Here is a 23,527-nt window from a genome sequence, read left to right as displayed (position 1 = left end):
CGCGTACGGGTATCCCGCGGGAGCTCACGGCGGGCTCAAGCTCCCGGCGCGGCGACTCGCAGCGCCGGCATGCCCAGGGTCACCGGGCCTTCGGCCGGCCCGGTCGGGTGGGTGTGCGAGGCCGTGCCCCGGGCTGCCCAGGCATCGCCGGCCCGGGTGCGGCGCAGGGTGAACTGGCCGCCCGTACGCGCGGAGTCGGCGATCAGGTGGTAGGGAGCAGAACCGGTGACCGTGACGGTGACCATGTCCCCCGGGCGCGGGGTGTCGGCCTCAGCGAGCCCTTCCGGGAGGGCCAGGTGGACCAGCCGGTTGTCGGCAGCCCGGCCAGAGATGCGGTGGGTGGCGGTGTCCTTACGCCCCTCGGTCTCGGCCACCAGCACGTCCACCTGGCGGCCCACCTGGGCGGCGTTCTCCTCCGCCGAGATCCGGTCCTGCAGGGCCATCAGCCGTTGGTAGCGCTCGGTGACCACCTCGGCCGGCACCTGATCGGGCAGGTCGGCGGCCGGGGTGCCCGGGCGCGGGGAGTACTGGAAGGTGAACGCACTGGAGAACCGGGACGCCTCGACGACGTCCAGGGTTGCCTGGAAGTCCTCCTCGGTCTCCCCGGGGAAGCCGACGATGATGTCAGTGGTGATCGCCGCATCCGGGATCGCCTCGCGTACCCGGTCCAGGATGCCGAGGAACTTGGCGCTGCGGTAGGAGCGGCGCATCGCGCGCAGGATCGCGTCCGACCCGGACTGCAGCGGCATGTGCAGCTGCGGCATCACGTTGGGCGTGGCGGCCATCGCCTCGATCACGTCGTCGGTGAAGGCGGCCGGGTGCGGGGAGGTGAACCGAACCCGCTCCAGGTGCTCGATCTGACCGCAGGCGCGGAGCAGCTTCGCGAACGCGCCGCGGTCGCCGAAGCCCACGCCGTAGGAGTTCACGTTCTGCCCGAGCAGGGTCACCTCGATCGCCCCCTGCGCGACGACGGCTTGCACCTCCGCGAGCACGTCACCCGGTCTGCGGTCACGTTCCTTGCCCCGCAGATGCGGCACGATGCAGAACGTGCAGGTGTTGTTGCAGCCCACCGAGATGGATACCCAGCCGGCGTAGGCGCTCTCCCGCTTGGTGGGCAGAGTGGACGGAAAGACCTTGAGTGCTTCCTCGATCTCCACCTCGGCCTGGTTGTTGTGCCGAGCGCGCTCCAGCAGTGCCGGGAGCACATCGATGTTGTGGGTGCCGAACACCACGTCCACCCAGGGGGCGCGCTCGACGATGCCGGACCGGTCCTGCTGGGCCAGGCACCCGCCGACGGCGATCTGCAGGCCCGGGTGGGTCTTCTTCAGCCCGGCGAGCTGACCGAGGTTGCCGTAGAGCTTGTCGGAGGCGTTCTCCCGCACCGCGCAGGTGTTGATCACCACCACGTCCGCGCCCTCGGCCTGAGCGAGCAATGAACGGGCATCATGAGTGGCCGCCGGGGTGTAGCCGGCATCCTCGAGCAGGCCGGACATGCGCTCGGAGTCGTGCACGTTCATCTGGCAGCCCAGAGTGCGCACCAGGTACGTACGCGAGTGGTCGGTCATGGCAGAAGATTCTACGTTCTGATCCGCACCCCTTGGCCGGGCCCACCCCGGCGGAAATCGATCGTATCCGCACTGTTACCGCAACTTCTTCGCCGAAACGCGCGTGAGGCGTTAGGTTGCCTCTATGACCGACAGCACAGCCAAGCCTGTCAGCGACGACGGCGGGGGCATTCCGAAGCCCACCGACGAACCGCTGGTGGTGCTGAGCAACGTGAACAAGCACTTCGGTGAGCTGCACGTGCTCCAGGACATCAACCTCACCGTGCACCGCGGCGAGGTGGTGGTGGTGATCGGCCCCTCGGGCTCGGGCAAGTCGACGCTCTGCCGCGCGATCAACCGGCTGGAGCCGATCGATGACGGCTCCATCACTCTGGACGGCCAGCCGCTGCCTGCCGAGGGCAAGGCGCTGGCCCGGCTGCGAGCAGACGTGGGAATGGTGTTCCAGTCCTTCAACCTGTTCGCACACAAGACGATCCTGGAGAACGTCACCCTCGGCCCGATCAAGGTGAAGCGGGTCAAGACCGCCGAGGCAAAGAAGCAGGCGATGGAGCTGCTGGAGCGCGTGGGGGTGGCGAACCAGGCGGAGAAGCTGCCCGCGCAGCTCTCCGGCGGCCAGCAGCAGCGGGTAGCGATCGCCCGCGCGCTGGCGATGAAGCCGAAGGTGCTGCTCTTCGACGAACCCACGTCGGCGCTGGACCCGGAGATGGTCCAGGAAGTGCTCGACGTGATGGTGGGCCTGGCGAAGGAGGGCATGACCATGGTGGTGGTCACCCACGAGATGGGTTTCGCCCGCAAGGCTGCGGACCGGGTGGTGTTCATGTCCGACGGGCAGATCGTGGAGGAAGCCGAGCCGGACACGTTCTTCGACCACCCGCAGAGCCACCGGGCGCAGGACTTCCTCGGCAAGATCCTCACGCACTGAGCGCTCACGAGCACTCATACGCCTCAGTAACCAACGAAGGAGACCAGGATGAAGACAACGCGAGCAGCGCTGGCCGCACTGGCGGCCGTGGGGGCCCTCACCCTTGCCGCCTGTACCGCCGAGCCGGGGGCCGGCGACGAGGAGACCGGCGGTGACGCCGGTGCCGAGGGCGGCGACACGGGCGAGGGCGGCGACTCCGGCGAGGGTGGCGGGGACTCGATCCGGATCGGGATCAAGTTCGACCAGCCGGGCCTGGGCTACCAGGATGGCGACACCTACACCGGGTTCGACGTGGACGTGGCCACCTACATCGCCGACCAGCTCGGTTACGGCGAGGACCAGATCGAGTGGATCGAGTCCCCCTCTCCGCAGCGGGAGACGATGCTGCAGAACGAGCAGGTGGACATGATCGTGGCCACCTACTCGATCACCGACGAGCGGGATGAGGTGGTGGACTTCGCCGGACCGTACTTCGTGGCCGGTCAGGACCTGCTGATCCGCTCCGAGGACGCCGGCGAGATCACCGGTCCGGATGTGCTGGACGGGCGGAACCTGTGCTCGGTGGCCGGGTCCACCTCGGCGCAGAACGTCAAGGACGAGTTCTCCCCGGACACCCAGCTGGTGGAGCTGAACGGGTACTCGGAGTGCATCCAGTACCTCACCGGTGGCCAGGTGGACGCGGTCACCACTGACGACATCATCCTCGCCGGTCTGGCTGCTGCCGACGGCGGTGGCGAGCTGCAGGTGGTGGGCAACACCTTCTCCGAGGAAAACTACGGTGTCGGTCTGCCCCCGGACTCGGACATGTGCCAGCCGGTCACCGATGCGATCAACGCGATGATCGAGGACGGTAGCTGGGAGGAGTTCATCACCTCCAACACCGAGGGCACCGGCTACACCCCGAACGCCGACCTGAACCCGCCGACTCCGGCCGAGTGCGGCTGATCTGACCCGCCAGTCCCTGTTCGCCGTGGCCGGTGCGTGCCACCGGCCACGGCGAACGCCCTGCCCCCAGCTGATGACGCCGAGGTGGAATGCCCGTGAGTGACTTCCTCGAAGTGCTCTCCAACTACGACATTGCCGGTGCCTACTGGCTGAATCTCAAGCTGGCATTCTTCTCCGGGATCATCGCGCTGATCCTCGGCACGATCCTGGCCATGATGCGGATCTCGCCGCTGCCCTCGCTGCAGTGGGCCGGTGCCGCCTACGTGAACGTCGTGCGGAACATCCCACTGACCGTGGTGATGATGTTCGCCGCCTTCGTGCTCTGGCCCCAGCTCGGTGTGCAGTTCGCCGAGAAGTTCGCTGACAACTTCTTCTGGCTCGCGGTGTGGGCACTGTCGGTGTACACCGCCTCGTTCGTCTGCGAATCGATCCGCTCCGGGGTGAACACCGTGCCGCTCGGCCAAGCGGAGGCGGCTCGGGCGATCGGGCTGTCCTTCCTTCCGGCGGCTCGCCAGGTGATCATGCCGCAAGCGTTCCGGGGTGCGATCGCACCCCTGGGCAACACCTTCATCGCGCTGATCAAGAACACCACCGTGGCGGCAGCGATCTCGGTCAGCGAGATCTCGCTGCTGATGAAGGGGATGGTGGAAGCGCATGGCAACTACGTGATCCCGATCTTCCTCACCGTTGCTGCCGGCTTCGTGGTCATCGTGATCCCGGTCGGCCTCGTGGTCACCTACCTCTCCCAGCGTCTGGCGGTGTCCCGATGAGCACACAATCGGTCCTGTTCGATGCTCCCGGTCCCCGGGCGCGGCGCCGGCTGCTGATCGGGAACATCGTCGGCGTCCTCGTGGTGCTGGGCATCGCGACGTTCGTGGTGTACCAGCTCCAGGTGCACGACCAGCTCGCACCGGAGAAGTGGGCGCCGATGATCGAGGCGCGCACCTGGTTGTACTATTTCCTGCCCGGCCTGCAGAACACTTTGGTGGCGGCCGCGTACTCGATCGTGCTCGCGCTGGTGTTCGGCCTCCTCTTCGGTATCGGCCGGCTGGCGAGCAATCGGGCCATCCGCTGGTTCTGCGGGGTGGTGGTGGAGTTCTTCCGGGCGGTACCGGTGCTGATCATGATGATCGGTGGCTGGATCTTCGTCTCCCAGGTTCTGCGCGTCGATCCCAGTCTCGGCCCCCTGCTCGGGGTGGTGATCGGCCTGACCCTGTACAACGGCTCGGTGATTGCCGAACTGGTCCGCTCCGGGGTGCACGGCCTACCCAAGGGGCAGCGGGAAGCCGCCCTGGCGATCGGGATGACCCGCAGCCAGTCGATCCGCTCGATCGAGCTCCCGCAAGCGCTGATGGCCATGCTGCCGTCCCTGGTGAGCCAGTTCGTGGTGGTGCTCAAGGACTCCGCACTGGGCGCCATCATCACCTATAGCGAGCTGCTCCGCTCCGCCCGGCTGATCGGTGCGGACTCCCCGTTCCCGGTGCTGCAGTCATTCTTCGTGATCGGCGTGATCTACATCGTGCTGAACGCGACCCTGGCCTGGGTGGCCGGAAAGGTGGCCCGGCGGATCGGCGGCCGCACCTCGGGCAAGACGCAGCGCCCGGGCGCGCTCAAGGGCGGCGTGGACGTCACCGCGAGCTTCGGGGTGAAGGGGCGCTAGGGCGGGAACAGGCGCTCCGGCGCACTCGTCCCGCGGCGCTCCCCTGCAGCATGGCCCGGCGCACTCGTCCCGCGGCGCTCCCCTGCACCGCCATCGGTGACGCCGGCGTCTCGGTCTACAGCGAGAAGTCCTCGATCGGCTCCTCGTCCTCCTCACCGAGCACCTGATCGATCGCTCGCAGCGCCACACCGGGGCCGTAGCCCTTGCGAGCAAGCATGCTCATCAGTCGGCGGCGCCGCTTGACCGGATCGACGCCGGTGGTGCTGCGGGCCTTGCGGCGGACCAGCTCCACGGCCCGCTCGGCCTCGTCCTCGGGCTGGATGGCCTGCAGCGCTTCGTTCGCGATCTCCCGGTCCACGCCTTTGCGCTGCAGTTCCTGCGCCAGGGCGCGCCCGGCCAGCCCGCGTTCGTTGTGCCGGGTGCGCACCAGCATCTCCGCGAAGGCAGTGTCGTCGATCAGCCCGACCTCGGTAAACCGGTCCAGCACCCTCGCGGCGACCTCCTCCGGCACGTCCCGCTGCGCCATCCGCTCGGCAATCTGAGCACGGGAACGAGGCGCCCCGGTGAGCATCCGCAACGCAATCGCACGAGCCACCCCTTCCGGATCCGGCTCAACATCCTCAGCAGCCGCACCCGAGGCGGGCGGCTCCTGCCCCGGTGCGCTGCGCCGTCGTGCTTGCCTCACTGAACTCCCACCTCCCGTGGCGTGGACAGACCAGACGGAAGTGGCGCCGTCGCCGGCCGGAGCAGCGGGTGCTCGAACCAGCGACGGCGCCACCGGCCGATCAGAAGTCGACGGCTACGTCCTCGGGCCCCGCCTCAGGCACCGCCTCGAGCTTGACGCCGATACCGAGCTTGGTCTTGATCTTCTGCTCGATCTCCACGGCAAGCTCGGGGTTGTCCTTGAGGAACCGGCGGGAGTTCTCCTTGCCCTGGCCGAGCTGGTCGCCCTCGTAGGTGTACCAAGCACCGGACTTGCGCACGATGCCGTGCTCCACCCCCAGGTCGATCAGGCTGCCCTCACGGGAGATGCCCACGCCGTAGACGATGTCGAACTCGGCCTGCTTGAACGGCGGCGCCATCTTGTTCTTCACCACCTTTGCCCGGGTCCGGTTGCCGACCGAGTCGGTGCCATCCTTGAGGGTCTCGATCCGGCGCACGTCGATACGGACCGACGCGTAGAACTTCAGCGCCTTACCGCCGGTGGTGGTCTCCGGGGAGCCGAAGAACACACCGATCTTCTCCCGAAGCTGGTTGATGAAGATCGCCGTGGTGCCGGAGGAGTTCAGGGCACCAGTGATCTTGCGCAGCGCCTGGGACATCAGCCGGGCCTGCAGACCCACGTGGCTGTCGCCCATCTCGCCCTCGATCTCCGCCTTCGGCACCAGGGCCGCGACCGAGTCGATCACCACGATGTCCAGTGCGCCGGAGCGGATCAGCATGTCCATGATCTCCAGCGCCTGCTCACCGGTGTCCGGCTGGGAGACCAGCAGGGCATCGGTGTCCACGCCGAGCTTCTTCGCATACTCCGGGTCCAGAGCGTGCTCCGCGTCGATGAACGCCGCGATCCCGCCGTTCTTCTGCGCGTTCGCCACCGCGTGCAGCGCCACAGTGGTCTTACCGGAGGACTCCGGCCCGTAGATCTCCACCACACGCCCGCGGGGCAGGCCACCGGTGCCCAGGGCCACATCCAGGGCGATCGACCCGGTGGGGATCACCTCCACCGGTGGGCGGTTCTCGTCACCGAGACGCATCACCGAGCCTTTACCGAAAGCCCGGTCGATCTGACTGAGTGCAGCATCGAGTGCCTTGCTGCGGTCTGCTACCGGAGCAGCCATGGTGTCACCTTCTTCGTTCTCGGGCGGTCGAGCCGCCACCTGTGGACGTGGGCTGGTCTCTTCAGGGACCCGCCCTCTCCGGGCGGCAACCTGACACGGAGGCTATGTCCGACCACCGACATCCGGGTGGCTCAGCCACCATCTGTGGATGAGCGCACCCGTCCTCGCGCTGTATCCACAGTAGCCGAACAACCGTTCTACCTGGGGACGCCGCGCCCGACACGCCGCTGCGTGTTGCGCGCGTGCGCCGAGGTGGCGCGCGTGCCCGCCAAGGTCGCACGCCTGGACCGAGGTTGCGCGCGTGCGCGCCGACGTTGCCCCGCGCCCGCCAAGACTAGGCTCCGCGCCGGAGGCCGACGCAGTCGTGGGCCCAGAACACGTCCGGGTACACCAGGGCGCCACTCACGCCCGGGGCCTCGGCAACCGCCAGCACCTGGAACGCCGACGGTGGGATGCGTACCGACGGCGCGGTGAAGCCCGCCCGATCACCGGGTACGAAGCCGAACTTGCGGTAGAAGCCCGGGTCGCCCTCGAGGAAGATATGTACGCGGCGCTCCGGATCGTCGGCCGGGCGCTCGGCCGCAGCGCGGGTGGCACAGGCGATCACGCCGGTCAGCAACTCCCGCCCGATGCCGGTGTGCTGGTGGTCCGGGCGGACCGAGATCGGGCTGAGTACCCACGCCTGCACCAGGCGCTGGTCGGCGTCCACCCAGCCGCGGGTGAGCAGGGCCTGGCCCACGATCTGGCGGCCGTGCTCGGCCACCAGGGCAAGCCGGTCGCGCGGCGCCATCGCGGTCTGCAGCGCCTGCTCCAGCCCCCGGACCCGGACGCCCTCCCCGGCCGCCTCGGCTTCGAAGGCCTGCTCGATCACGGCGGAGACCGCCGCACGGTCTCCGCTGGTTTCGATGCGCACGACGGCGCTGCTCACGTGGGCCACGACCGCGACCGTGGCAGCCCCTCGGCGGGACAGTCAACCGGATTTGCACCCCGGGTGCGGAGCACGCATCAGGATGCGGCGACGATCAGGAAGGACACCAGGAGCGCGATGATCGCCGTGCTGAAGACGAAGCCGATGATGGAGTGCACGGTGACGGCGCGGCGCATCCCGCGGCTCCCTACGGTGACGTCGGCCGCAGTGAACGAGGTGGAGACCTGCACAGCCAGGTAGAAGTAGTCGCTGAACATCGGCGCGCCGTCGCGCTCGGCGGCGACGAAGGTCAGGCCACCCCTGTTCGTGTCCTCTCGTGCGTAGTGCACGGTGTACACCATCAGGATCAGCAGCCAGGACGTGGCCACGGTGAGCGCGGCCAGTGCTGCGACCACGGGACTTGACCGCAAGTTCGGTTCGGCGGCGCAGTAGACCACCACCACCAGCGCAAACGCGCAGAACATCACCGCGCCGCTCGGACCGCTGGACAGGGACAGCCGCTCCATCGACACCCGCTTGCGTCGGGCAGTGCGACCCTCGGTGAGCCACTGCGCCAGCAGGTCGCCGTCCGCCCGGACGAACGTGAACCACGTGATCACGGAGTACAGCAGGCAGCGCAGGGACCAGGTGGAGAGGTAGATCGTCGCTACGCTCGGCGCCACGGTGGGCGCCGCGGTGAGCATGTCCGGCTCCACCAGGCCGACGACCACGATGGCCACCAGCGCGGCGGCCAGGCTGGTCCAGTCACTGATCGCACTGCGCGTCACATCAGCGCTCAGCCGTGGCACCTTCCGGTCCTCGCCCATCCTCGTTCCCCCCTCTCGGCACCTCTCAACCACCGCAGCCTATCCGCCCCTGCGCCCTCCCCTCGGGGGGACTCACGGCGACGGTGGGCTCAGGTCATCAGCAGCCGGGTGATCCGCCGGGTGGTGGCCCACAGCCCGAACGCGCTCAGCGCCAGCAGGTACGCCACATGCACACCCAGCCCGAGGCTCAGCTCCCCCATCATCAGCGCGCGCACCAGCGCCACCCCGTGATAGAGCGGGGTGACCTGCACTACCCCCTGCAGCACGTCCGGGTAGGTGGACAGTGGGTAGAACGTGGCGGAGAACAGGAACATCGGCAGGATGATCAGCTGCACGTAGTCCATATCGTTCCAGGACCGCATGAATGTGGTCGCCGCCATCCCCAGCGAGGCGAACGCCAGCCCGATCAGGGTGCACACCGGGATCGCCAGCAGCGCCCACCAGGACTGCACGAACCCGGCCACCGCCGCCACCAGCAGGAAGGCGCAGGAGTAGACCAGTCCGCGCAGCAGCGCCCAGGAGATCTCCCCCACTGCCACCTCCAGCGGCCGCAACGGAGTGGCGAGCACCGATTCGTACAGTTTCGAGTGCTTCAGCTTGCCGAACACGTTCGCTGTGGAGTCGTAGATCGCACCGTTCATCGCCGAGGTCGCCATCATCGCCGGTGCGACGAAGATCGCGTACGGAACGGCCCGGCCATCCACCTGCACGTCCCCGACCAGTGCGCCGATGCCCACCCCCATCGCGAACAGGTAGAACACCGGCTCGAAGAACCCGGAGACGAACGTGCGCCAGTACGAGCGCGCGGCCCGCATGTTCCGTTCGACCAGCGCGGCTGAGGCACTGAACGCGATCGGGAACGGTAGTGACCTACGCCGGGTCGGGATCGCCGTCGCCATCTCAGACCACCATCCGAGCGCGCAGCCGGCGCACGCCGAGCAGGTATCCGGCCACCGCCCAAGCCACCAGGTACGCCACGTGCAGGACCGCCGGCCAGGCCTCGACCGGCAGCGGCGCCGGGGAGCCGAGCCCGACGGCGCGGGTGAGGGTGATCGCATGCGTGAGGGGTGAGGCCCAGGCGAGCCACTCCAGCACCGCGGGCAGCTGGCTGATCGGGAAGAACGTGCCGGAGAACAGGAACAGCGGCATGATCACGAACCGGTTCAGCATGTTGAAGCCTTCGTCGCTGGCGGTCCCGACCGTGTAGGCGTAGACCGGGAGCCCGAACGCGAGCCCACCGAGCACTGCGATCGGCACGGTGAGCAGTGCGGCCCAGCCGGTCATCGCCCCGATCGCCAGGGCCACCAGGGCGAAGGCTGTGGAGACCATCAGCAGCCGCAACGCCAGGTAGGCGAGATGCCCGCGGACCAGGTCCGCCACCTGCAGCGGACTGGCGAGCATCGCGTGATAGGTGCGCTGCCACTTGATCGCACCGAACACGCTGTAGGTGGTCTCGGCCACGGCGGTCATCATCGTCTGCGCGGCGACCAGCCCGGTAGCCACGAATCCCACGTAGGCCACCCCGGGCACAGCGGAGCGCCCCGGTGAGTCGATGATCGCGCCGAGCCCGTAGCCCATCCCGGCCAGGTACAGCAGCGGCACGAGCAGCGAGGAGGCCACAGTGGACTTCCAGATCCGCCGGTAGACCGTCAGCCAGTAGCCGGTCACCGAGGGCCAACCGCCGCCGACGGCGGAGCGCGCCCAGGTGCGCCGCTCACCTGTGCGGGTGGTCACCGAGGCGCTCACGGGTGCCTGGTTCCGGCCGGCCGGCGCGGGGAGGTCGCCATTCGGTCGGGCCTCATTCGATCAGGCTCCGTCCGGTCAGACGCAGGAACACGTCCTCCAGGGAGGAGCGGCGCACCAGAGTGGACTGCGGATGCACGCCCCGGGCGGTGAGCGCGTCCAGAGCGGCGTCGCCGTCATGGGTGTACAGCAGCAACCGGTCGGCGAGCACCTCCACCCGGTCGGCTACACCGCTGACCTCGCCGGCCTTCTCCACGTGGTCGGGCACGTCGAAGCGCACTTCGAGCACCTCCCGGGAGGCATGCTGGCGGATCAGGTCACGGGGTGAGCCGTGCGCGACGATCCGGCCCTGGTCCATCACCACCAGCCGGTCGCAGAGCTGCTCGGCCTCGTCCATGTAGTGCGTGGTGAGGACCAGGGTGACACCGTCCCGCTTGAGCCGGAACAGCCGGTCCCAGAGGATGTGCCGGGCCTGCGGGTCCAGCCCGGTGGTCGGCTCGTCGAGAAGCAGGATGCTCGGCTCGTTGATCAGCGCGCGAGCGATGGTCAGCCGGCGCTTCATCCCACCGGAGAGGGTCTCGACCCGGGCGCCGGCCTTCTCGGTGAGCTGGGCGAACTCCAGCAGCGGTGTGGTCCGGCGCTGCACCTCGGCCCGGCTGATGCCGAAGTAGCGCCCGAAGACCGCCAGGTTCTGGGCCACCGACAGTTCCTCGTCCAGCGCGTCCTGCTGCGGAACCACGCCGAGCCGGGCTTTGATCGCCGCGGCGTCGGCGGCCGGGTCCATCCCCAGCACCCGCAGCGTGCCGCCGCTGACCGGTGAGGTGCAGCCGATCATCCGCATCGTGGAGGTCTTGCCGGCGCCGTTCGGTCCGAGGAAGCCGAACGACTCCCCCGCTTCGATCTGCAGGTCGATGCCGTCCACGGCCACGAAGTCACCGAAGGTCTTGTGCAGCCCGGATGCCTCGATCAACGCCATGCTAGCAATCTAACATGCAGGGGCACGGGAGTTGGCGCGCTACTACTTTGCACGGATCGCGCGGCGGTGCCGCCAGCGCACGTCCTCGCCGAGTTCGTTGACGGTGCAGATCGCGTCCCAGACCACCCCGGGCGGGGCGCCGTCGGCGAGCGCCTGGTTCGCAGTCCGGCTACTCAACGGGGCAAGCACCATATCCTCAGCCAAAGAGGAGGCGTAGGCGCCGAAGGTGTCGCGCATGGCCTGCTGGAACTCGGAGTGCTTCACGGCGACCAGGATAATCGCCGCCACCGACGGACCCGCCCACGGTGCCGGTGCCAAGATGCCCGGTCAGCCCCACGGTGCCGGTGCCAAGATGCCCGGTCAGAAAGGCGGTTCCGTGTCGGCGGGAAAGGTGAATGGCCGGGTCGGCAGCGCGCCGCCGGTTGCGCCGGTGTTTGTTGCGCTGGGGTCGGTTGCGCTGCGTCCTTGACGGGCGGGATCGGTCTGGCCGGCCTGACCTCCCGGGGTGCCGGGGAGCGCTGCAGCCAACAGTGCGTGCAGACGCTCGGTGTCCAGGCCGGTGACCGGGCGCTCTCCCTCCTCACAGAGCGTCATGTGGTACTCGTCCCGCAGATGGTGGGCGATTGCGGTGTAGTCGGCGTGCTCTGAGCTTCGCGCGTACACGTGGCCGGTGGGGCTATGCCAGGTGGTGATGCCACTGCGCGAGTCGCGTTCGACCCGGAAGAATCCAGCGGTCTTGATCTGGTGATGGTGTGCGCACAATGCGTGCAGGTTGGTCTCGATGGTCTGCGCCCAGGCAGGCAAGCGAGGATCGAAGGCCACGATGTGGTCGAGCTGGCAGCGCCACGCCGGTACCTGGCAGGTCGGAAAGCGGCAGGTCTGATCCCGCTCGACGATTCGTGCCCGGAGCCGCCGGGATGGAGCGTAGGCGTCGGTGCAGATCATTCCGAGGCCGTCCTCAACCTGGCGGCAGACCCCGCCCGCGATCGGCTCGTGGCGCTGCCGCCAACCGATGAGCGCCTGGGCGTCCGTGCCGTCGGGAAGCTGGGGTGGCCGCGGCGGCGGCAAGAGGCCGCGCATCGGGTCGAAGGCGGGCAGGTACCGGCACATCCAGTCCCACTCAGCATCGGCATCAGTGCCGGTGCCGGCGTCAGTGCCGGTGCCGGTGCCGGCGGCGGTCTCCACATCATCGGCGCCGGGGTTGATGCTCGTGGAATCGATGTTCGTGGACCGACTCAGCGCACCTGGCGGATGTCGCTCCTCGCCGAGCAGTTCGCGCCAGATCGCTAGGTCTTCGGCCCGGGACCGATGGTCGGGCCACGGACGGGCCGGACCGTAGATCGCATCGAGCTGCTCCATCGTGGCGTCCGGGCCGAGTCGTTCGGCCAGGTCACAGCGTTCACTCCAGGTCGCTCCCGGATGAGCGGCCAGGCTCACGATGACACCGGGGGCAACCTGGCACGGACCGCTGAGCACACTCATCCCAGGCACACTTGGCGAACTCGCGCCGCCCAGGGTTGCCGGGCCCCCGGTGGGCGGTGTGGCTGGGCCGCCGGCGTCTCCGGCTAGGGAGCCAGTGGCTGGACACACGGCTGAGCTGGCGGCATTTCCGGTCGGATCACCGATTGTCGGCGGAGCCGCAAGTCCGCTCGTGCCGCACGCGGCACTCCTGGCAGCGGAAGTCGACGAACCTGTCGACCTCGTTCCGTTATTCGTGCTGCCGTTGTGCGCGGGCGCCGTCCCGGCGTGCTGGGCGGTTGTCGGTTCGGTGGCCGCCTGCTGGGTGGCGGATGTGGGCTTGAAGAACGCCGGCGCCATCAGCGAGTCGCTTGGGGCTCCGGCCTGCATCGCCAGCTTGCGAGCGGTGTCGGCGCAGATCGGCCCGTATCCGTGCAGCAGGGCCGGGGTGTGCTCGTCGCCTGCGAGCACAGGTGCGGTGATCGATAGCCGCAGATGCGGGGCCTGCCCGTGATGGCTGGGCAACGCGGCCCCGTCCGGCAACCGTCCGGAGGACATGATCTGGGTGAAGATCCCGGTGAACGCATCAGCACGGCGTGCATCAATACCCCGCTCGTCGTCGGCAGACCTACTGGCGGCGATCGAGTCCAGGCAGGTGTAGATGCTCAGGCCCTCTTCGGCCGGCAGGTACATCCCCAACCAGGACATCCCGTGTGCCGCGGGCTCGAAGCTCACGCACCGTTGCCCGACTTCCTTGTCGTGCCGCTCTGCCGCTTTGGCCGGGTCGGCGGCGATCACCGCGGCAGCGAGTGCCTTCTTCAGTTGCGGCGGAGTGTGCGTGGGCGCAAGCTCCACGCCGTAGTCCTCGAGCACCACCCGCTCCTTCAGACCCAGCCCGGAGACGGCGGCAGCGATCACATCCACCTTGCGCGCCGAGACCTCACCCGAGGCCAGGCCCTCGCGCAGCCGAGGCGATTCGTCCAGCGCTCCGGCGCGAGTAATGATCGACCCGGCCGCATAGGACGTGGTGGCCAACCGAGCAGAGATCTCATCATGGACAGCGGTCAACGCGCCGGACCCGCGGCCCCGCTGATCGAGGAACTCCTGCGTGAATCCGGCCTGCAATCCGGCCAGATGAGCCATCATCCGCTCACATGCGGCGACCAGCTCGATCCTGGCCGCCTGATCCCGCTCGCCGCTGTCTCGCCCCGCTGCCGCCTCCAGCGTCCTCGCCAACGAGGCTCCCGGCACAGCTCCGGCGATGACCTCAGCCACCTGCGAGGAGATCATCCCCGGGTGCCAAGCAGCCTGGGCCTGATCGACTGCCTGCGCTGCTGCGACCACCTCGGTCAGCCCGACATCCGGGCCTACCGGCAAGGTCACGAAACGCTCCGGCCGCTCCTCTTCCATGTTCGACGAACGCGCCTGATCGCCCGGAGAGGCCTCCTCCGGGTCAGGACCTTCGCCGTCGAACTCCATAGAACAAACGTACCAATTCGAGTGGATGATGTCAAGGGCTTTGCCACGCTCTGAATGTCGCCGGACGGGCACCGTCCCAACAGACAACCGGTACCCGTCCGACTGATTCATAGCCTCTCACCAGGCACCGACAACGCTCGGTCAGGCGCGATTGCAGGCGTGCGTCACCTCACGCACGCATGTTGCCGTATGCCGGTGGCTCGACTCTCTTTTCTGGGCGCCGCACCGCACGCATCAGCGGAGGCAATCTCCGGGAACGAGCGGCACAGAGAACCGCTGGTGACATCCCGGAGCTTGACCTCGTTGCCGTCGTTACCGTTGGACCAGCGCTGGTGCGCTCGATGGGTCCAGCGCCGGTGCGCTCGATGGGTGTCGGTAGCAGGCGGCACAATAGCGCCGTGGCATCGACACCAGAACCCGACGCGGCACTCGGCGCATTCAGCGCGCCGACGCGGTCCTGGTTCACCGGAGCATTCGCCGCGCCCACTGCCGCCCAGGGTGGCGCCTGGGAGTCGATCTCCTCCGGAGAGCACACGCTGGTGGTCGCGCCGACCGGCTCGGGCAAGACTCTCGCCGCGTTCCTCTGGGCACTGGACCACCTGCTCACCGGCCCGGAGCCGGCCGAGGGCTCCCGCCGCTGCCGGGTGCTGTACATCTCCCCGCTGAAGGCGCTGGCAGCAGACGTACAGCGCAACCTGCGCTCTCCGCTGGTGGGGGTGGCCCGCGCCGCCGAGGAGACCAGCACACCGGTGCGCGAGGTCACCGTCGGAGTACGGACCGGGGACACCCCGGCGGCCGAACGGCGTCGGTTCGGCACGCATCCGCCGGACATCCTGATCACCACGCCGGAATCGCTGTTCCTGATGCTCACCTCCGGCGCCCGGGAGGGGCTGCGCGGGGTGGAGCAGGTGATCATCGACGAGGTGCACGCGCTGGCGGGGAACAAGCGTGGCGCGCACCTGGCCCTCTCCCTGGAACGGCTGGATGCGTTGCTGGAGCAGCCGGCGCAGCGGATCGGGCTGTCCGCGACCGTACGGCCGCCGGAGTCGGTGGCGCGCTACCTGACCGGAGAAGCGCGCCCGGCCGAGGGCTCGCGCAGCACGCGGATCGTGCAGCCCGACGCCACTCGCCCAGGTAGCCGTCAGCTGCGCATCGACGTGGCCGTGCCTGTGCCCGATCTCAGCGATATCGCCGCCGCAGCGCCCGCTCAGGGGTCCGCGCCACCGGAACACGGCGCTGCCTCGATCTGGTCGCATGTGACCGAGCGGGTGGTCGACGAGATCACCAGCCACTCCTCCACCATCGTGTTCGCAAACTCCCGACGCGGGGCGGAACGGCTGGCTGCGCGAATCAACGAGGCGCACGCGCAGCGGCAGGGCACGGGCAGCGAGCTGGACGCCGGCTCCGCGTGGGCCGCCGAGGTCCCGGCCCAGTCCGGCACCTCGCTGGGCATCACAGATGAGACCGGACCGGCCGAGATCATCGCCCGCCCGCACCACGGGTCGATGAGCAGGGATGAGCGCACTGCCACCGAGACCGCGCTGAAGAACGGCACCCTCCCGGCGGTGGTGGCCACCTCCTCGTTGGAGCTGGGTATCGACATGGGCGCTGTGGACCTGGTGATCCAGGTGGGTGCCCCACCGTCGGTGGCCAGTGCGCTGCAACGCATCGGCCGCGCCGGGCACCAGGTCGGCGCCCTGTCCCACGGAGTGGTGCTACCCACCCACCGCGGTGATCTGCTTGCCGCCGCCACCACCTCCGCCCGCGCACGCACCGGGCACATCGAGGCCACCCGCACCCCCACCAACCCCCTGGACGTGCTGGCGCAACAGATCGTGGCGATGTGCGCCGTCGACGACTGGACAGTGACCGACCTGGCCGCACTGGTGCGCCGTGCCGCCCCGTTCACCACGCTCACCGACCGGGTGCTCACCGCCGTGCTGGACATGCTTTCCGGCCGGTACCCGAGCGAGAGCTTCGCCGAGCTGCGCCCGCGGATCACCTGGGACCGCGTCGCCGGCACGCTGACCGGCAGGCCCGGGGCCCGGCTGCTGGCCAGCGTGAGCGGCGGCACCATCCCGGACCGGGGAATGTACGGGGTGTACGTGGCCGGAGAATCCAGCGCTCGTGGTGGCAAACGGGTCGGCGAGCTGGACGAGGAGATGGTGTACGAGTCTCGCGTGGGTGACACGTTCACCCTGGGCTCCTCCACCTGGCGGATCGAGGACATCACCCCCGACCGGGTGCTGGTCTCCCCCGCTCCCGGCCTGCCCGGGAGGCTGCCGTTCTGGAAGGGGGACGCTCCCGGCCGGCCGGCCGAGCTCGGGGCCGCGATCGGGGCGATGGTGCGGTCGGTGACCGAAGCGACCACCCCGGCCGACGCCGTCGCCGACTGGGGGCTGGACGACTGGGCACGGGACAACCTGCTCGCCTACCTGGCCGAGCAGCAGGAGGCCACCGGCCGGCTACCGGATGACCGGACCATCGTGGTGGAGCGCTTCCGGGACGAGCTCGGGGACTGGCGGGTGGTGATCCACTCCCCCTACGGCGCCAAGGTGCACGCGCCGTGGGCGCTGATCCTCTCCGCGCGGCTACGGGAGCGGTTCGGGCTCGACGTAGCCGCGATGCACGCCGACGACGGAATCGTGCTGCGGTTGCCGGATACCGAGGCCGCAGCCTCCGTCCTGGACGACTTCGGACCGATGACGGTCGACGACCTCACCGCACCGACCGACACCGAGGCCGGTGAGGTGCCGATCGAGGACCTGCTGCTCGAGTCTGAGCGCATCGATACGGATGTGATGGCCGCACTCAGCTCGTCACCGCACTTCGCCGCCCGGTTCCGGGAAGCAGCCGCCCGCTCGCTGATGCTTCCTCGACGGCGCCCGGACCAGCGTCAACCGTTGTGGCAGCAGCGCCAGCGCGCCGCCCAGCTGCTCGCCGTGGCAGCGGAGTACCCAGAGTTCCCGGTGATGCTGGAGGCGGTGCGCGAGTGCCTGCAGGACGACTTCGATACCGCCGCGCTGGCAGAGCTGATGCGGGGCATCCACGCTCGTCGGGTCCGGGTGGTGGAGGTCAGCAGCGCCAAACCCTCACCGTTCGCGCAGTCGCTGCTGTTCGGGTACGTGGCCCAGTTCCTCTACGGCGAGGACACCCCGCTGGCAGAGCGCCGGGCCGCCGCGCTGACCCTGGACGCCGGCCTGGTGGCGGATCTGCTCGGCGACGGTGCGGACGTGGCCGATCTGCTCGATCCTGAGGCCCTTGCCTCGGTGGAGGCCGAGGTGGAGCTACGCACCGAGGCCTACCGGGCCGACGGCGCGGAGCGGCTGGTGGACCTGGTGCGCCGCCTCGGACCGGTGAGCGGTGAGGAGTTGGCGGCGCGGGCCACCGAACCGGAGGCCGTGACCGGCTGGCTGGATGAGCTGCAGACCGCACGACGGGTGATCGAGGTTCGGGTCGGCGGCCAGGCACGGTGGGCAGTAGTGGAGGACGCGGCCCGGTTGCGGGACGGGCTCGGCGTGGCGCTGCCGCCGGGGCTGCCCGAGGAGCTGCTGGAGCCGGTGCCGTCCGCGCTGGTGGACCTGGTCCGCCGGTACTCCCGCACGCACGGCCCGTTCCGCGCGCAGGAGCTCGCCGGCCACTACGGCCTCGGAATCGGCGCGGTGGCTCCAGTGCTGGACGATCTGACCAGCCGCGCGGTGCTCGCCGCCGGAACGCTTCGCCCCGCGCAGGCCCACACCCCGGCTAGCGCGCAGTTGCCCGGTCCGGACTACTGCGATGCGGACGTGCTGCGCCGGATCCGGCGCCGTTCGTTGGCGGCGCTGCGCGCTGAGGTGGAGGCGGTCCCGGGTGAACAGCTCGCGGTCTACCTGCCGCGGTGGCACCAGGTGCGGGCGCTGCGCGGGGTCGACGGCGTACTCGCGGTGATCGACCAGCTCGCCGGGGCGGGCGTGGCCGCCTCGGCGTGGGAGTCGATGGTGCTGCCGGCGCGGGTGCGGGACTACACCCCGGAGATGCTCGATGAGCTGACCAGCTCCGGTGAGGTGATCTGGGTCGGGGCCGGTGGCGGACCGGGCAACGACGGCCTGGTCGCGCTGCTGCCGGCCGAAGCGGTCGCAGATCTGGCACCGGAACCGGAGGAGGTCACCGGGCCCGTACCGGCAGCCGTGCTGGAGGTGCTCGCCGGTGGTGGCGGGGTGTTCTTCCGGGACCTGGCCGCCGGTGTGGTGGAGCAGCTCGGTGAGCAGGCGCCGTCAGAATCGGAGCTGCTGGATGCGCTGTGGGAGACCGTCTGGGCCGGGCTGGTCACCAATGACACGCTCACGCCGTTACGGGCCCGGTTGGGGGCGCGCCCGCGCCCGGGGACGAACGCTCGCCGGCGGGCGCGGCCTCGGGGCCGTTCGTTGCGGGCCCTGGCGCTACGTGGGGCGAGTCTGGACCAGGGGGCGCCGATGATCTCAGCTGCGAGTGCGGGTGGTGCGGGTGCAGGTGGGCTGCGTGCGGGTGGGGCGCGTGCGGCGCGCTCCATACCGGACGAGGCATTGGGTCGCTGGTCGCTGGTGCGGGCGCGCAGCGAACCGGGCCGGCGGGCGACGATGGCGGCGCTGGCGCTGATCGACCGGGATGGCCTGGTCACCCGTGGCAGTGCGGCCGATCGCCTGCCCGGCGGCTTCTCCACCGCCTACCGGGTACTCGGCCAGCTGGAGGAGTCCGGGCAGGTGCGGCGCGGGTATTTCGTGGAAGGCCTGGGCGGGGCGCTGTTCGCACTTCCGGATGCGGTGGATGCGCTCCGCGCCGCCGAGCCCGATGGTGCGGGTTCCCTGCTGCTGGCCGCCACCGACCCGGCCAACCCCTACGGCGCGGCGCTGGGCTGGCCGGATCCAGTCTCCGTGGCGGGAGAGGCGACCGGCCACCGGCCCGGGCGCAAAGTGGGCGCGAGCGTGGTGCTGGTCGGCGGGCAACTGGTGCTCTACCTCGAGCGCGGCGCCCGCTCGGTGCTCGCGTTCACCGCCGAGCCGGAGCCGTTAGCCGCCGCCGCGGCCGAGCTGGTGGCGGTGGCCGGCAGCGGTGCGCTGGGCCGGTTCACCGTGACCCGGATCGACGGGCAGCGCGCGCTGGGCAGCACCTCGGCAACGGCGGCGGCGCTGACCGAAGCCGGCTTCATCGCCGCACCGAGCGGGTTGCGGATCCCGAGGCGGTGAGCGGTGCCCGAAGGTGACGTGCTGGCTCGGCTGGCGCGGCTGCTCACCCGCAGCCTGGCCGATCAGGTGCTGGTCCGTTCCGACCTGCGCTGGCCCGAAGCCGCCGGGGCGGACTTCACCGGTCGCCGCAGCACCGGCACGGTGAGCTACGGCAAACATCTGCTCACCCGGTTCGACGATGGCCGCACGCTGCACACGCATATGCGGATGGACGGCGTGTGGCGCGCTCGAACCACCCGGACCCCGCCGGAACCGCTGCGGCAACCGAGGGTGCGGGCCGTCCTGGCGACCCAGCAGTGGACCTGTGTGGGTGAGCAGCTGGGCATGCTCACCGTGCTGCGCACGCGGGACGAGGCACGCCTGTTGAGCCACCTGGGCCCGAACCTGATGGCTCAGGGTGAGGCGCTGGACGCCGCCCTCGATCTCGCGGCGGCGAACTTCACGCGGTCGAGGGGCCGCCCGGCGGGCGAGGTGTTGCTGGACCAGTCGGTGGCGGCCGGGATCGGCACGATCTATCTGGCCGAGACCCTCTGGCGGCACCAGATCAGTCCGTGGCGGATGGTGGAGCTGGTGCCGGACGCGCGTGCGCTGTACGCCACGGCGGCGGCGCTGATGCGCCGTTCGGCCGACGCTCCCACCCTCACCGCCACCGGCAGCCGGGAGCAGAGCACGCACGTGCACGGCCGGGAGGGACTGGCCTGTGCTCGCTGCGGGACGCCGATTGCCATGGCCTCGATCGGGCCGTCGGCCATGGAACGGCCCGCGTTCCACTGTCCCGCATGCCAGCCGGGCTGAGCGCCTCAGCCGACACTGAGCGCGTCAGCCGACCGAGAGCCTGCGGTCAAGCCACCTGGTTCGTCAGACCGCGGCGAGGTCCTCGTCGTGACCGAACTGGTTGATGAAGTCCGCCGGAATGGTGTCCGGGATGGCCACCCCTTCGGCGAGCGCGACCCGGTCGGAGACCTCGCGCAGCACCACTGACATCGGGATGCTCAGTGCGGTGCAGATCGAGGAGAGCAACTCCGAAGAGGCCTCCTTCTGCCCACGTTCCACCTCGGAGAGGTAACCGAGGGACACTCGCGCTGCTGAGGAGACCTCGCGCAGCGTGCGTCCCTGCCCCTGGCGAGCGCCACGAAGGACGTCACCGATCTCGCGCCGTAGTACCACCATGGTGCGTCCCTCCTCTCGCATGCTGCCTTCGACTGCTGTACTCCTACCGTACCTTGCCGCACCGACAGGTGCGCGCTTGGTATCGCGTGGTGGCCGGGTCGACGACCATCCACTGCGGGGCCCGGTCGCCACCCGGGGCGTCTTCGGCGAACGTGTCTGCATCATTACTCCCCCCAACGCGTCAGCCCTGCGTTCTGTTCCGCACGTGAACTGCGCCACATTCACCGGCACCTCCCCGCAGGCTCACCCATACCTGCCCTCATTCTCACCCGCACTCGCGCGCATGGGAACACTGGTAGCCCATACGAACACCCCTATCAGCGCGTTCGGATGCGCCGAGCGTGTTCGAATCGGGCTCGATCGGTCAGTCGAGCAGCAGCGCCAGCGCCAGTTGCACTGCGGCTGCGCGCACCGCCGGGCGCCCCCCGGCCAGCAGGTGCCAGCGCACCTGAGGCGAGCGCCCCTGCCCGGTGCACGCGACGTACACGGTGCCGGCGGGATGCCCATCCGCCGGGCCCGGGCCGGCCACACCCGTGGTGGCCAGGGCGAGGTCGGCGCCGAAAAGCGACCGGGCGCCGTCGGCCATCTGCACGGCCACCTGCGGATGCACCGGACCGGAGCTGGCGAGCAGTTCCGCATCTACGCCAAGCACCTCAGCCTTGCTATCGGTGGCATAAGTGAGTGCGCCACCACGGAAGACTGCTGACGCGCCCGGCACCGCGACGAGCTCGGCACCGAGCAGGCCGCCGGTGAGCGATTCCGCCACCGCGAGGGTCAGCCGGCTGCTGCGCAGCCGCATGATCACCTGCGCGGCGACGCCGGTGGTCACTGCTTCTGGTCGCGCGTGATCCGCCAGGCGCGCCAGCAGTAGTCCAGACCGGTGACCACGGTGACTGCGGTCGCGAGCAGCATGATCACGTAGGCGGTCGTCTCCCACCAGTCGCCCAGCGGAGAGCCGACCAGGTCAACGGCCGGCAGCATCATCATCGACAGGAACACGATCTGCAGCACCGTCTTCAGCTTGCCGCCGTTGGATGCGGCGATCACCGACCGGCGCACCATCACGAACCGGAGCACGGTGATCCCGATCTCCCGGATGAGGATGAGGATCGTGGCCCACCACGGCATCACACCCAGGACGGAGAGCACCACCATCGCCGCACCGGTGAGCAGCTTGTCCGCAAAAGGGTCGGCGATCTTGCCGAAGTTGGTCACGATGCCGCGACGGCGGGCGATCGTACCGTCGAGCTTGTCGGTCGCGGCGGCGATGAGGAACACCGCGAGCGCGGCCAGTGCGGTGGCGGTGCTGTCCTGCCAGAGCAGCACCACGAACACGGGCACCAAGGCGATGCGCAGCATAGTGAGCACGTTCGGCAGGTTCCACACCGGCGCGATCGATTGACCCTCCGCGCTGGCGGGTTGGTGGGCCGGGGACTCCGAGTTGCTCGACACGTCTCCAGGGTAGGGGACGGAGGGTCCAGCCGACGGCGCTACAGTGCAGTTCCATGGCGTCTTCCCCCCAGCAACGCTGGGTGCTTCCTGCTGCCCTGACCGCTCTCACGATCGTGCTGGTGGTGGCGATGGTGCTGTTCTTCACCCGACCCTGGGACCCCGCCACCAGCACCGATGGCCCGCCAGAGGACACGGCCACGGCGACCGACCCGGCCGATCAGCCGAGCGACGAACGCAGCCCCACGCCGTCGGAGCCGGAGCAGGAGGAAGCAACCTTCACCATCGGCGCCGCAGGCGACGTACTCCCGCACGACACCCCGATCGAGGAATCGCGCACGGACGACGGTTACGACTTCACCCCGATGCTGGCAGCCACCCAGGACTGGAGCGAAGGGGTAGACCTGGCACTGTGCAATTTGGAGGTGCCACTCTCGCTGCCCGAGGAGGAGCCCACCGGCTACCCACTGTTCGGCGCCCCGGACCAGCTGCCACAAAATCTGGCGGACCTGGGCTGGGACGGCTGCTCCACCGGCACGAACCACTCCTTGGACCGCGGTGAGGACAACCTCGCCTACACCCTGGACGTCTTCGACGACGTCGGGCTCGGGCATGTCGGCACGGCGCGCAGCCAGGAGGAGGCCGACGCACCGCAGTTGTACCAGCTTGAGCGCGGGGGTCAGGAGATCACCGTGGCGCAGATCGGCGGCACCTACGGCACCAACGGGCTCCCGATCCCCGACGATGCCCCGTGGTCGGTGAGCCTCCTCGATGCCGACACGCTGATCGAGCAGGCCAGCGCCGCACGGGACGGCGGTGCGGACCTGGTGGTGGCCACCCTGCACTGGGGGGTGGAGTATCAGAGCTACCCGAACGAGGATCAGACCGAGCTCGCCGAAGCGCTCGCCGAATCCGGCCAGGTGGACCTGATCATCGGCAACCATCCGCACGTACCGCAGCCGTTCGCCCTGCTCGACGGCGGTCCGGACGGGGAGGGGATGTGGGTCGCCTACTCGTTGGGGAACTTCATCTCCAACCAGGACGACAAGTGCTGCGTCCCGCAGACCGGAACCGGGCTGTTCATGACCGCCACTGTGGTCAAGCCGGTGGAAGGTCCGGCCCGGGTGACCGGCCTGGAGTGGACGGCGATGACCGTGGACCGCGTCGGTGGTCAGGTGGTCTATCCGCTGGCCGACCTGCTCGGTGGCGAGCGGCCGGACGGCCTCGAGCTGGACAACAGCACACTTGAGTCCCGGATGGACGGGGTGCAGGAAGTGATGGCGGAGTCCTCAGGGGCTGACTTCGCCGAGCGTACCGAGGCGCCGGAGCCCACCGGCGATGCGGCCGAGGTCACCCCCCGGTCCTAGCGCGGGCCTGGCCACCCTGT

20 protein-coding genes are annotated in these 23,527 nt (G+C 69.5%); 7 read left to right on the top strand and 13 right to left on the bottom strand.

The annotated features are described in order from the left end of the window. Nucleotides 1-35: 35 nt before the first annotated feature. On the bottom strand, nt 36-1,565 hold the full coding sequence (gene miaB / locus FU260_RS07855; RefSeq protein WP_147916558.1) for a tRNA (N6-isopentenyl adenosine(37)-C2)-methylthiotransferase MiaB: 1,530 nt from the start codon (nt 1,563-1,565) through the stop codon (nt 36-38). A 124-nt stretch (nt 1,566-1,689) separates the two neighbouring features. Between miaB and FU260_RS07850 the strand changes: the two genes are divergently transcribed. The 4 genes from FU260_RS07850 to FU260_RS07835 all read left to right on the top strand — a co-directional run bounded on the left by FU260_RS07850 (nt 1,690) and on the right by FU260_RS07835 (nt 5,092). Continuing rightward, nucleotides 1,690-2,487 (top strand): amino acid ABC transporter ATP-binding protein, encoded by a 798-nt coding sequence (locus tag FU260_RS07850; protein WP_147916557.1) that lies wholly within the window; start codon nt 1,690-1,692, stop codon nt 2,485-2,487. Nucleotides 2,488-2,535: 48 nt separating this feature from the next. Further along, entirely contained in the window at nt 2,536-3,432 is an 897-nt protein-coding gene (locus FU260_RS07845) for a glutamate ABC transporter substrate-binding protein (RefSeq protein WP_147916556.1), read from the top strand. 95 nt (nt 3,433-3,527) lie between these two features. Next, the gene (locus FU260_RS07840) at nt 3,528-4,202 is read left to right on the top strand and encodes an amino acid ABC transporter permease (protein WP_147916555.1); all 675 of its coding nucleotides are present in this window, start codon (nt 3,528-3,530) and stop codon (nt 4,200-4,202) included. Then, nucleotides 4,199-5,092: an amino acid ABC transporter permease gene (locus FU260_RS07835; RefSeq protein WP_147916554.1), complete on the top strand. Its 894-nt coding sequence runs from the start codon at nt 4,199-4,201 to the stop codon at nt 5,090-5,092. Before FU260_RS07840 ends, FU260_RS07835 begins: the two co-directional genes overlap by 4 nt. 115 nt (nt 5,093-5,207) lie before the next feature. On the opposite strand, the gene FU260_RS07830 is transcribed toward FU260_RS07835, so the two are convergent. The 9 genes from FU260_RS07830 to FU260_RS07790 all read right to left on the bottom strand — a co-directional run bounded on the left by FU260_RS07830 (nt 5,208) and on the right by FU260_RS07790 (nt 14,431). Next, nucleotides 5,208-5,777 carry a regulatory protein RecX gene (locus FU260_RS07830; protein WP_235912240.1) on the bottom strand — a complete coding sequence of 190 codons (570 nt, stop codon included), beginning with the start codon at nt 5,775-5,777 and terminating at the stop codon, nt 5,208-5,210. A 100-nt stretch (nt 5,778-5,877) separates the two neighbouring features. After that, on the bottom strand, nt 5,878-6,930 hold the full coding sequence (gene recA / locus FU260_RS07825; RefSeq protein WP_147916553.1) for a recombinase RecA: 1,053 nt from the start codon (nt 6,928-6,930) through the stop codon (nt 5,878-5,880). Between the two features lie 334 nt (nt 6,931-7,264). Then, nucleotides 7,265-7,867: a GNAT family N-acetyltransferase gene (locus tag FU260_RS07820; RefSeq protein ID WP_235912239.1), complete on the bottom strand. Its 603-nt coding sequence runs from the start codon at nt 7,865-7,867 to the stop codon at nt 7,265-7,267. A 68-nt stretch (nt 7,868-7,935) separates the two neighbouring features. Beyond that, complete coding sequence (locus tag FU260_RS07815; RefSeq protein ID WP_147916552.1) at nt 7,936-8,664, bottom strand: DUF1345 domain-containing protein; 729 nt, start codon at nt 8,662-8,664, stop codon at nt 7,936-7,938. An 89-nt stretch (nt 8,665-8,753) separates the two neighbouring features. Continuing rightward, on the bottom strand, nt 8,754-9,563 hold the full coding sequence (locus FU260_RS07810) for an ABC transporter permease (RefSeq protein WP_147916551.1): 810 nt from the start codon (nt 9,561-9,563) through the stop codon (nt 8,754-8,756). Between the two features lies 1 nt (nt 9,564). Then, entirely contained in the window at nt 9,565-10,398 is an 834-nt protein-coding gene (locus FU260_RS07805) for an ABC transporter permease (RefSeq protein WP_168211691.1), read from the bottom strand. A 64-nt stretch (nt 10,399-10,462) separates the two neighbouring features. Beyond that, on the bottom strand, nt 10,463-11,383 hold the full coding sequence (locus FU260_RS07800; RefSeq protein WP_147916549.1) for an ABC transporter ATP-binding protein: 921 nt from the start codon (nt 11,381-11,383) through the stop codon (nt 10,463-10,465). A gap of 42 nt (nt 11,384-11,425) precedes the next feature. Beyond that, a complete protein-coding gene (locus FU260_RS07795; RefSeq protein WP_147916548.1) occupies nt 11,426-11,647 on the bottom strand; it encodes a DUF3046 domain-containing protein in 222 nt (73 codons plus the stop codon). Between the two features lie 96 nt (nt 11,648-11,743). Beyond that, nucleotides 11,744-14,431: an HNH endonuclease signature motif containing protein gene (locus FU260_RS07790; RefSeq protein ID WP_147916547.1), complete on the bottom strand. Its 2,688-nt coding sequence runs from the start codon at nt 14,429-14,431 to the stop codon at nt 11,744-11,746. Between the two features lie 254 nt (nt 14,432-14,685). On the opposite strand from FU260_RS07790, the gene FU260_RS07785 reads away from it, so the two are divergent. Beyond that, nucleotides 14,686-19,521: a DEAD/DEAH box helicase gene (locus FU260_RS07785; protein WP_147919373.1), complete on the top strand. Its 4,836-nt coding sequence runs from the start codon at nt 14,686-14,688 to the stop codon at nt 19,519-19,521. 3 nt (nt 19,522-19,524) lie between these two features. After that, nucleotides 19,525-20,316 (top strand): DNA-formamidopyrimidine glycosylase family protein, encoded by a 792-nt coding sequence (locus FU260_RS07780; protein WP_147916546.1) that lies wholly within the window; start codon nt 19,525-19,527, stop codon nt 20,314-20,316. 63 nt (nt 20,317-20,379) lie between these two features. On the opposite strand, the gene FU260_RS07775 is transcribed toward FU260_RS07780, so the two are convergent. From FU260_RS07775 to pgsA, 3 genes are all read right to left on the bottom strand, one after another. Next, nucleotides 20,380-20,691, bottom strand: a complete 312-nt coding sequence (locus tag FU260_RS07775) for a helix-turn-helix domain-containing protein (RefSeq protein WP_147916545.1) — start codon at nt 20,689-20,691, stop codon at nt 20,380-20,382. A 364-nt stretch (nt 20,692-21,055) separates the two neighbouring features. Next, entirely contained in the window at nt 21,056-21,520 is a 465-nt protein-coding gene (locus tag FU260_RS07770) for a CinA family protein (protein ID WP_268957781.1), read from the bottom strand. After that, complete coding sequence (gene pgsA / locus FU260_RS07765) at nt 21,517-22,143, bottom strand: CDP-diacylglycerol--glycerol-3-phosphate 3-phosphatidyltransferase (RefSeq protein ID WP_328592995.1); 627 nt, start codon at nt 22,141-22,143, stop codon at nt 21,517-21,519. The genes FU260_RS07770 and pgsA overlap by 4 nt, the downstream gene beginning before the upstream one ends. Nucleotides 22,144-22,196: 53 nt before the next feature. On the opposite strand from pgsA, the gene FU260_RS07760 reads away from it, so the two are divergent. Next, the gene (locus FU260_RS07760) at nt 22,197-23,507 is read left to right on the top strand and encodes a CapA family protein (protein ID WP_147916544.1); all 1,311 of its coding nucleotides are present in this window, start codon (nt 22,197-22,199) and stop codon (nt 23,505-23,507) included. Nucleotides 23,508-23,527 lie beyond the last annotated feature (20 nt).

This window comes from Ruania zhangjianzhongii (genome assembly GCF_008000995.1).
Lineage (GTDB): Bacteria > Actinomycetota > Actinomycetes > Actinomycetales > Beutenbergiaceae > Ruania > Ruania zhangjianzhongii.
Note: the sequence above shows the minus strand (reverse complement) of the source record. Positions and strands in the feature narration are given on the sequence as shown.

Excerpts from the sequence above, each read along its gene's own strand:
- miaB (WP_147916558.1), bottom strand. The coding sequence starts at position 1,565 with ATGACCGACCACTCGCGTACGTACCTGGTGCGCACTCTGGGCTGCCAG.
- FU260_RS07850 (WP_147916557.1), top strand. The coding sequence starts at position 1,690 with ATGACCGACAGCACAGCCAAGCCTGTCAGCGACGACGGCGGGGGCATT.
- FU260_RS07845 (WP_147916556.1), top strand. The coding sequence starts at position 2,536 with ATGAAGACAACGCGAGCAGCGCTGGCCGCACTGGCGGCCGTGGGGGCC.
- FU260_RS07835 (WP_147916554.1), top strand. The coding sequence starts at position 4,199 with ATGAGCACACAATCGGTCCTGTTCGATGCTCCCGGTCCCCGGGCGCGG.
- recA (WP_147916553.1), bottom strand. The coding sequence starts at position 6,930 with ATGGCTGCTCCGGTAGCAGACCGCAGCAAGGCACTCGATGCTGCACTC.
- FU260_RS07815 (WP_147916552.1), bottom strand. The coding sequence starts at position 8,664 with ATGGGCGAGGACCGGAAGGTGCCACGGCTGAGCGCTGATGTGACGCGC.
- FU260_RS07810 (WP_147916551.1), bottom strand. The coding sequence starts at position 9,563 with ATGGCGACGGCGATCCCGACCCGGCGTAGGTCACTACCGTTCCCGATC.
- FU260_RS07800 (WP_147916549.1), bottom strand. The coding sequence starts at position 11,383 with ATGGCGTTGATCGAGGCATCCGGGCTGCACAAGACCTTCGGTGACTTC.
- FU260_RS07790 (WP_147916547.1), bottom strand. The coding sequence starts at position 14,431 with ATGAATCAGTCGGACGGGTACCGGTTGTCTGTTGGGACGGTGCCCGTC.
- FU260_RS07785 (WP_147919373.1), top strand. The coding sequence starts at position 14,686 with ATGGGTGTCGGTAGCAGGCGGCACAATAGCGCCGTGGCATCGACACCA.
- FU260_RS07775 (WP_147916545.1), bottom strand. The coding sequence starts at position 20,691 with ATGGTGGTACTACGGCGCGAGATCGGTGACGTCCTTCGTGGCGCTCGC.
- FU260_RS07760 (WP_147916544.1), top strand. The coding sequence starts at position 22,197 with ATGGCGTCTTCCCCCCAGCAACGCTGGGTGCTTCCTGCTGCCCTGACC.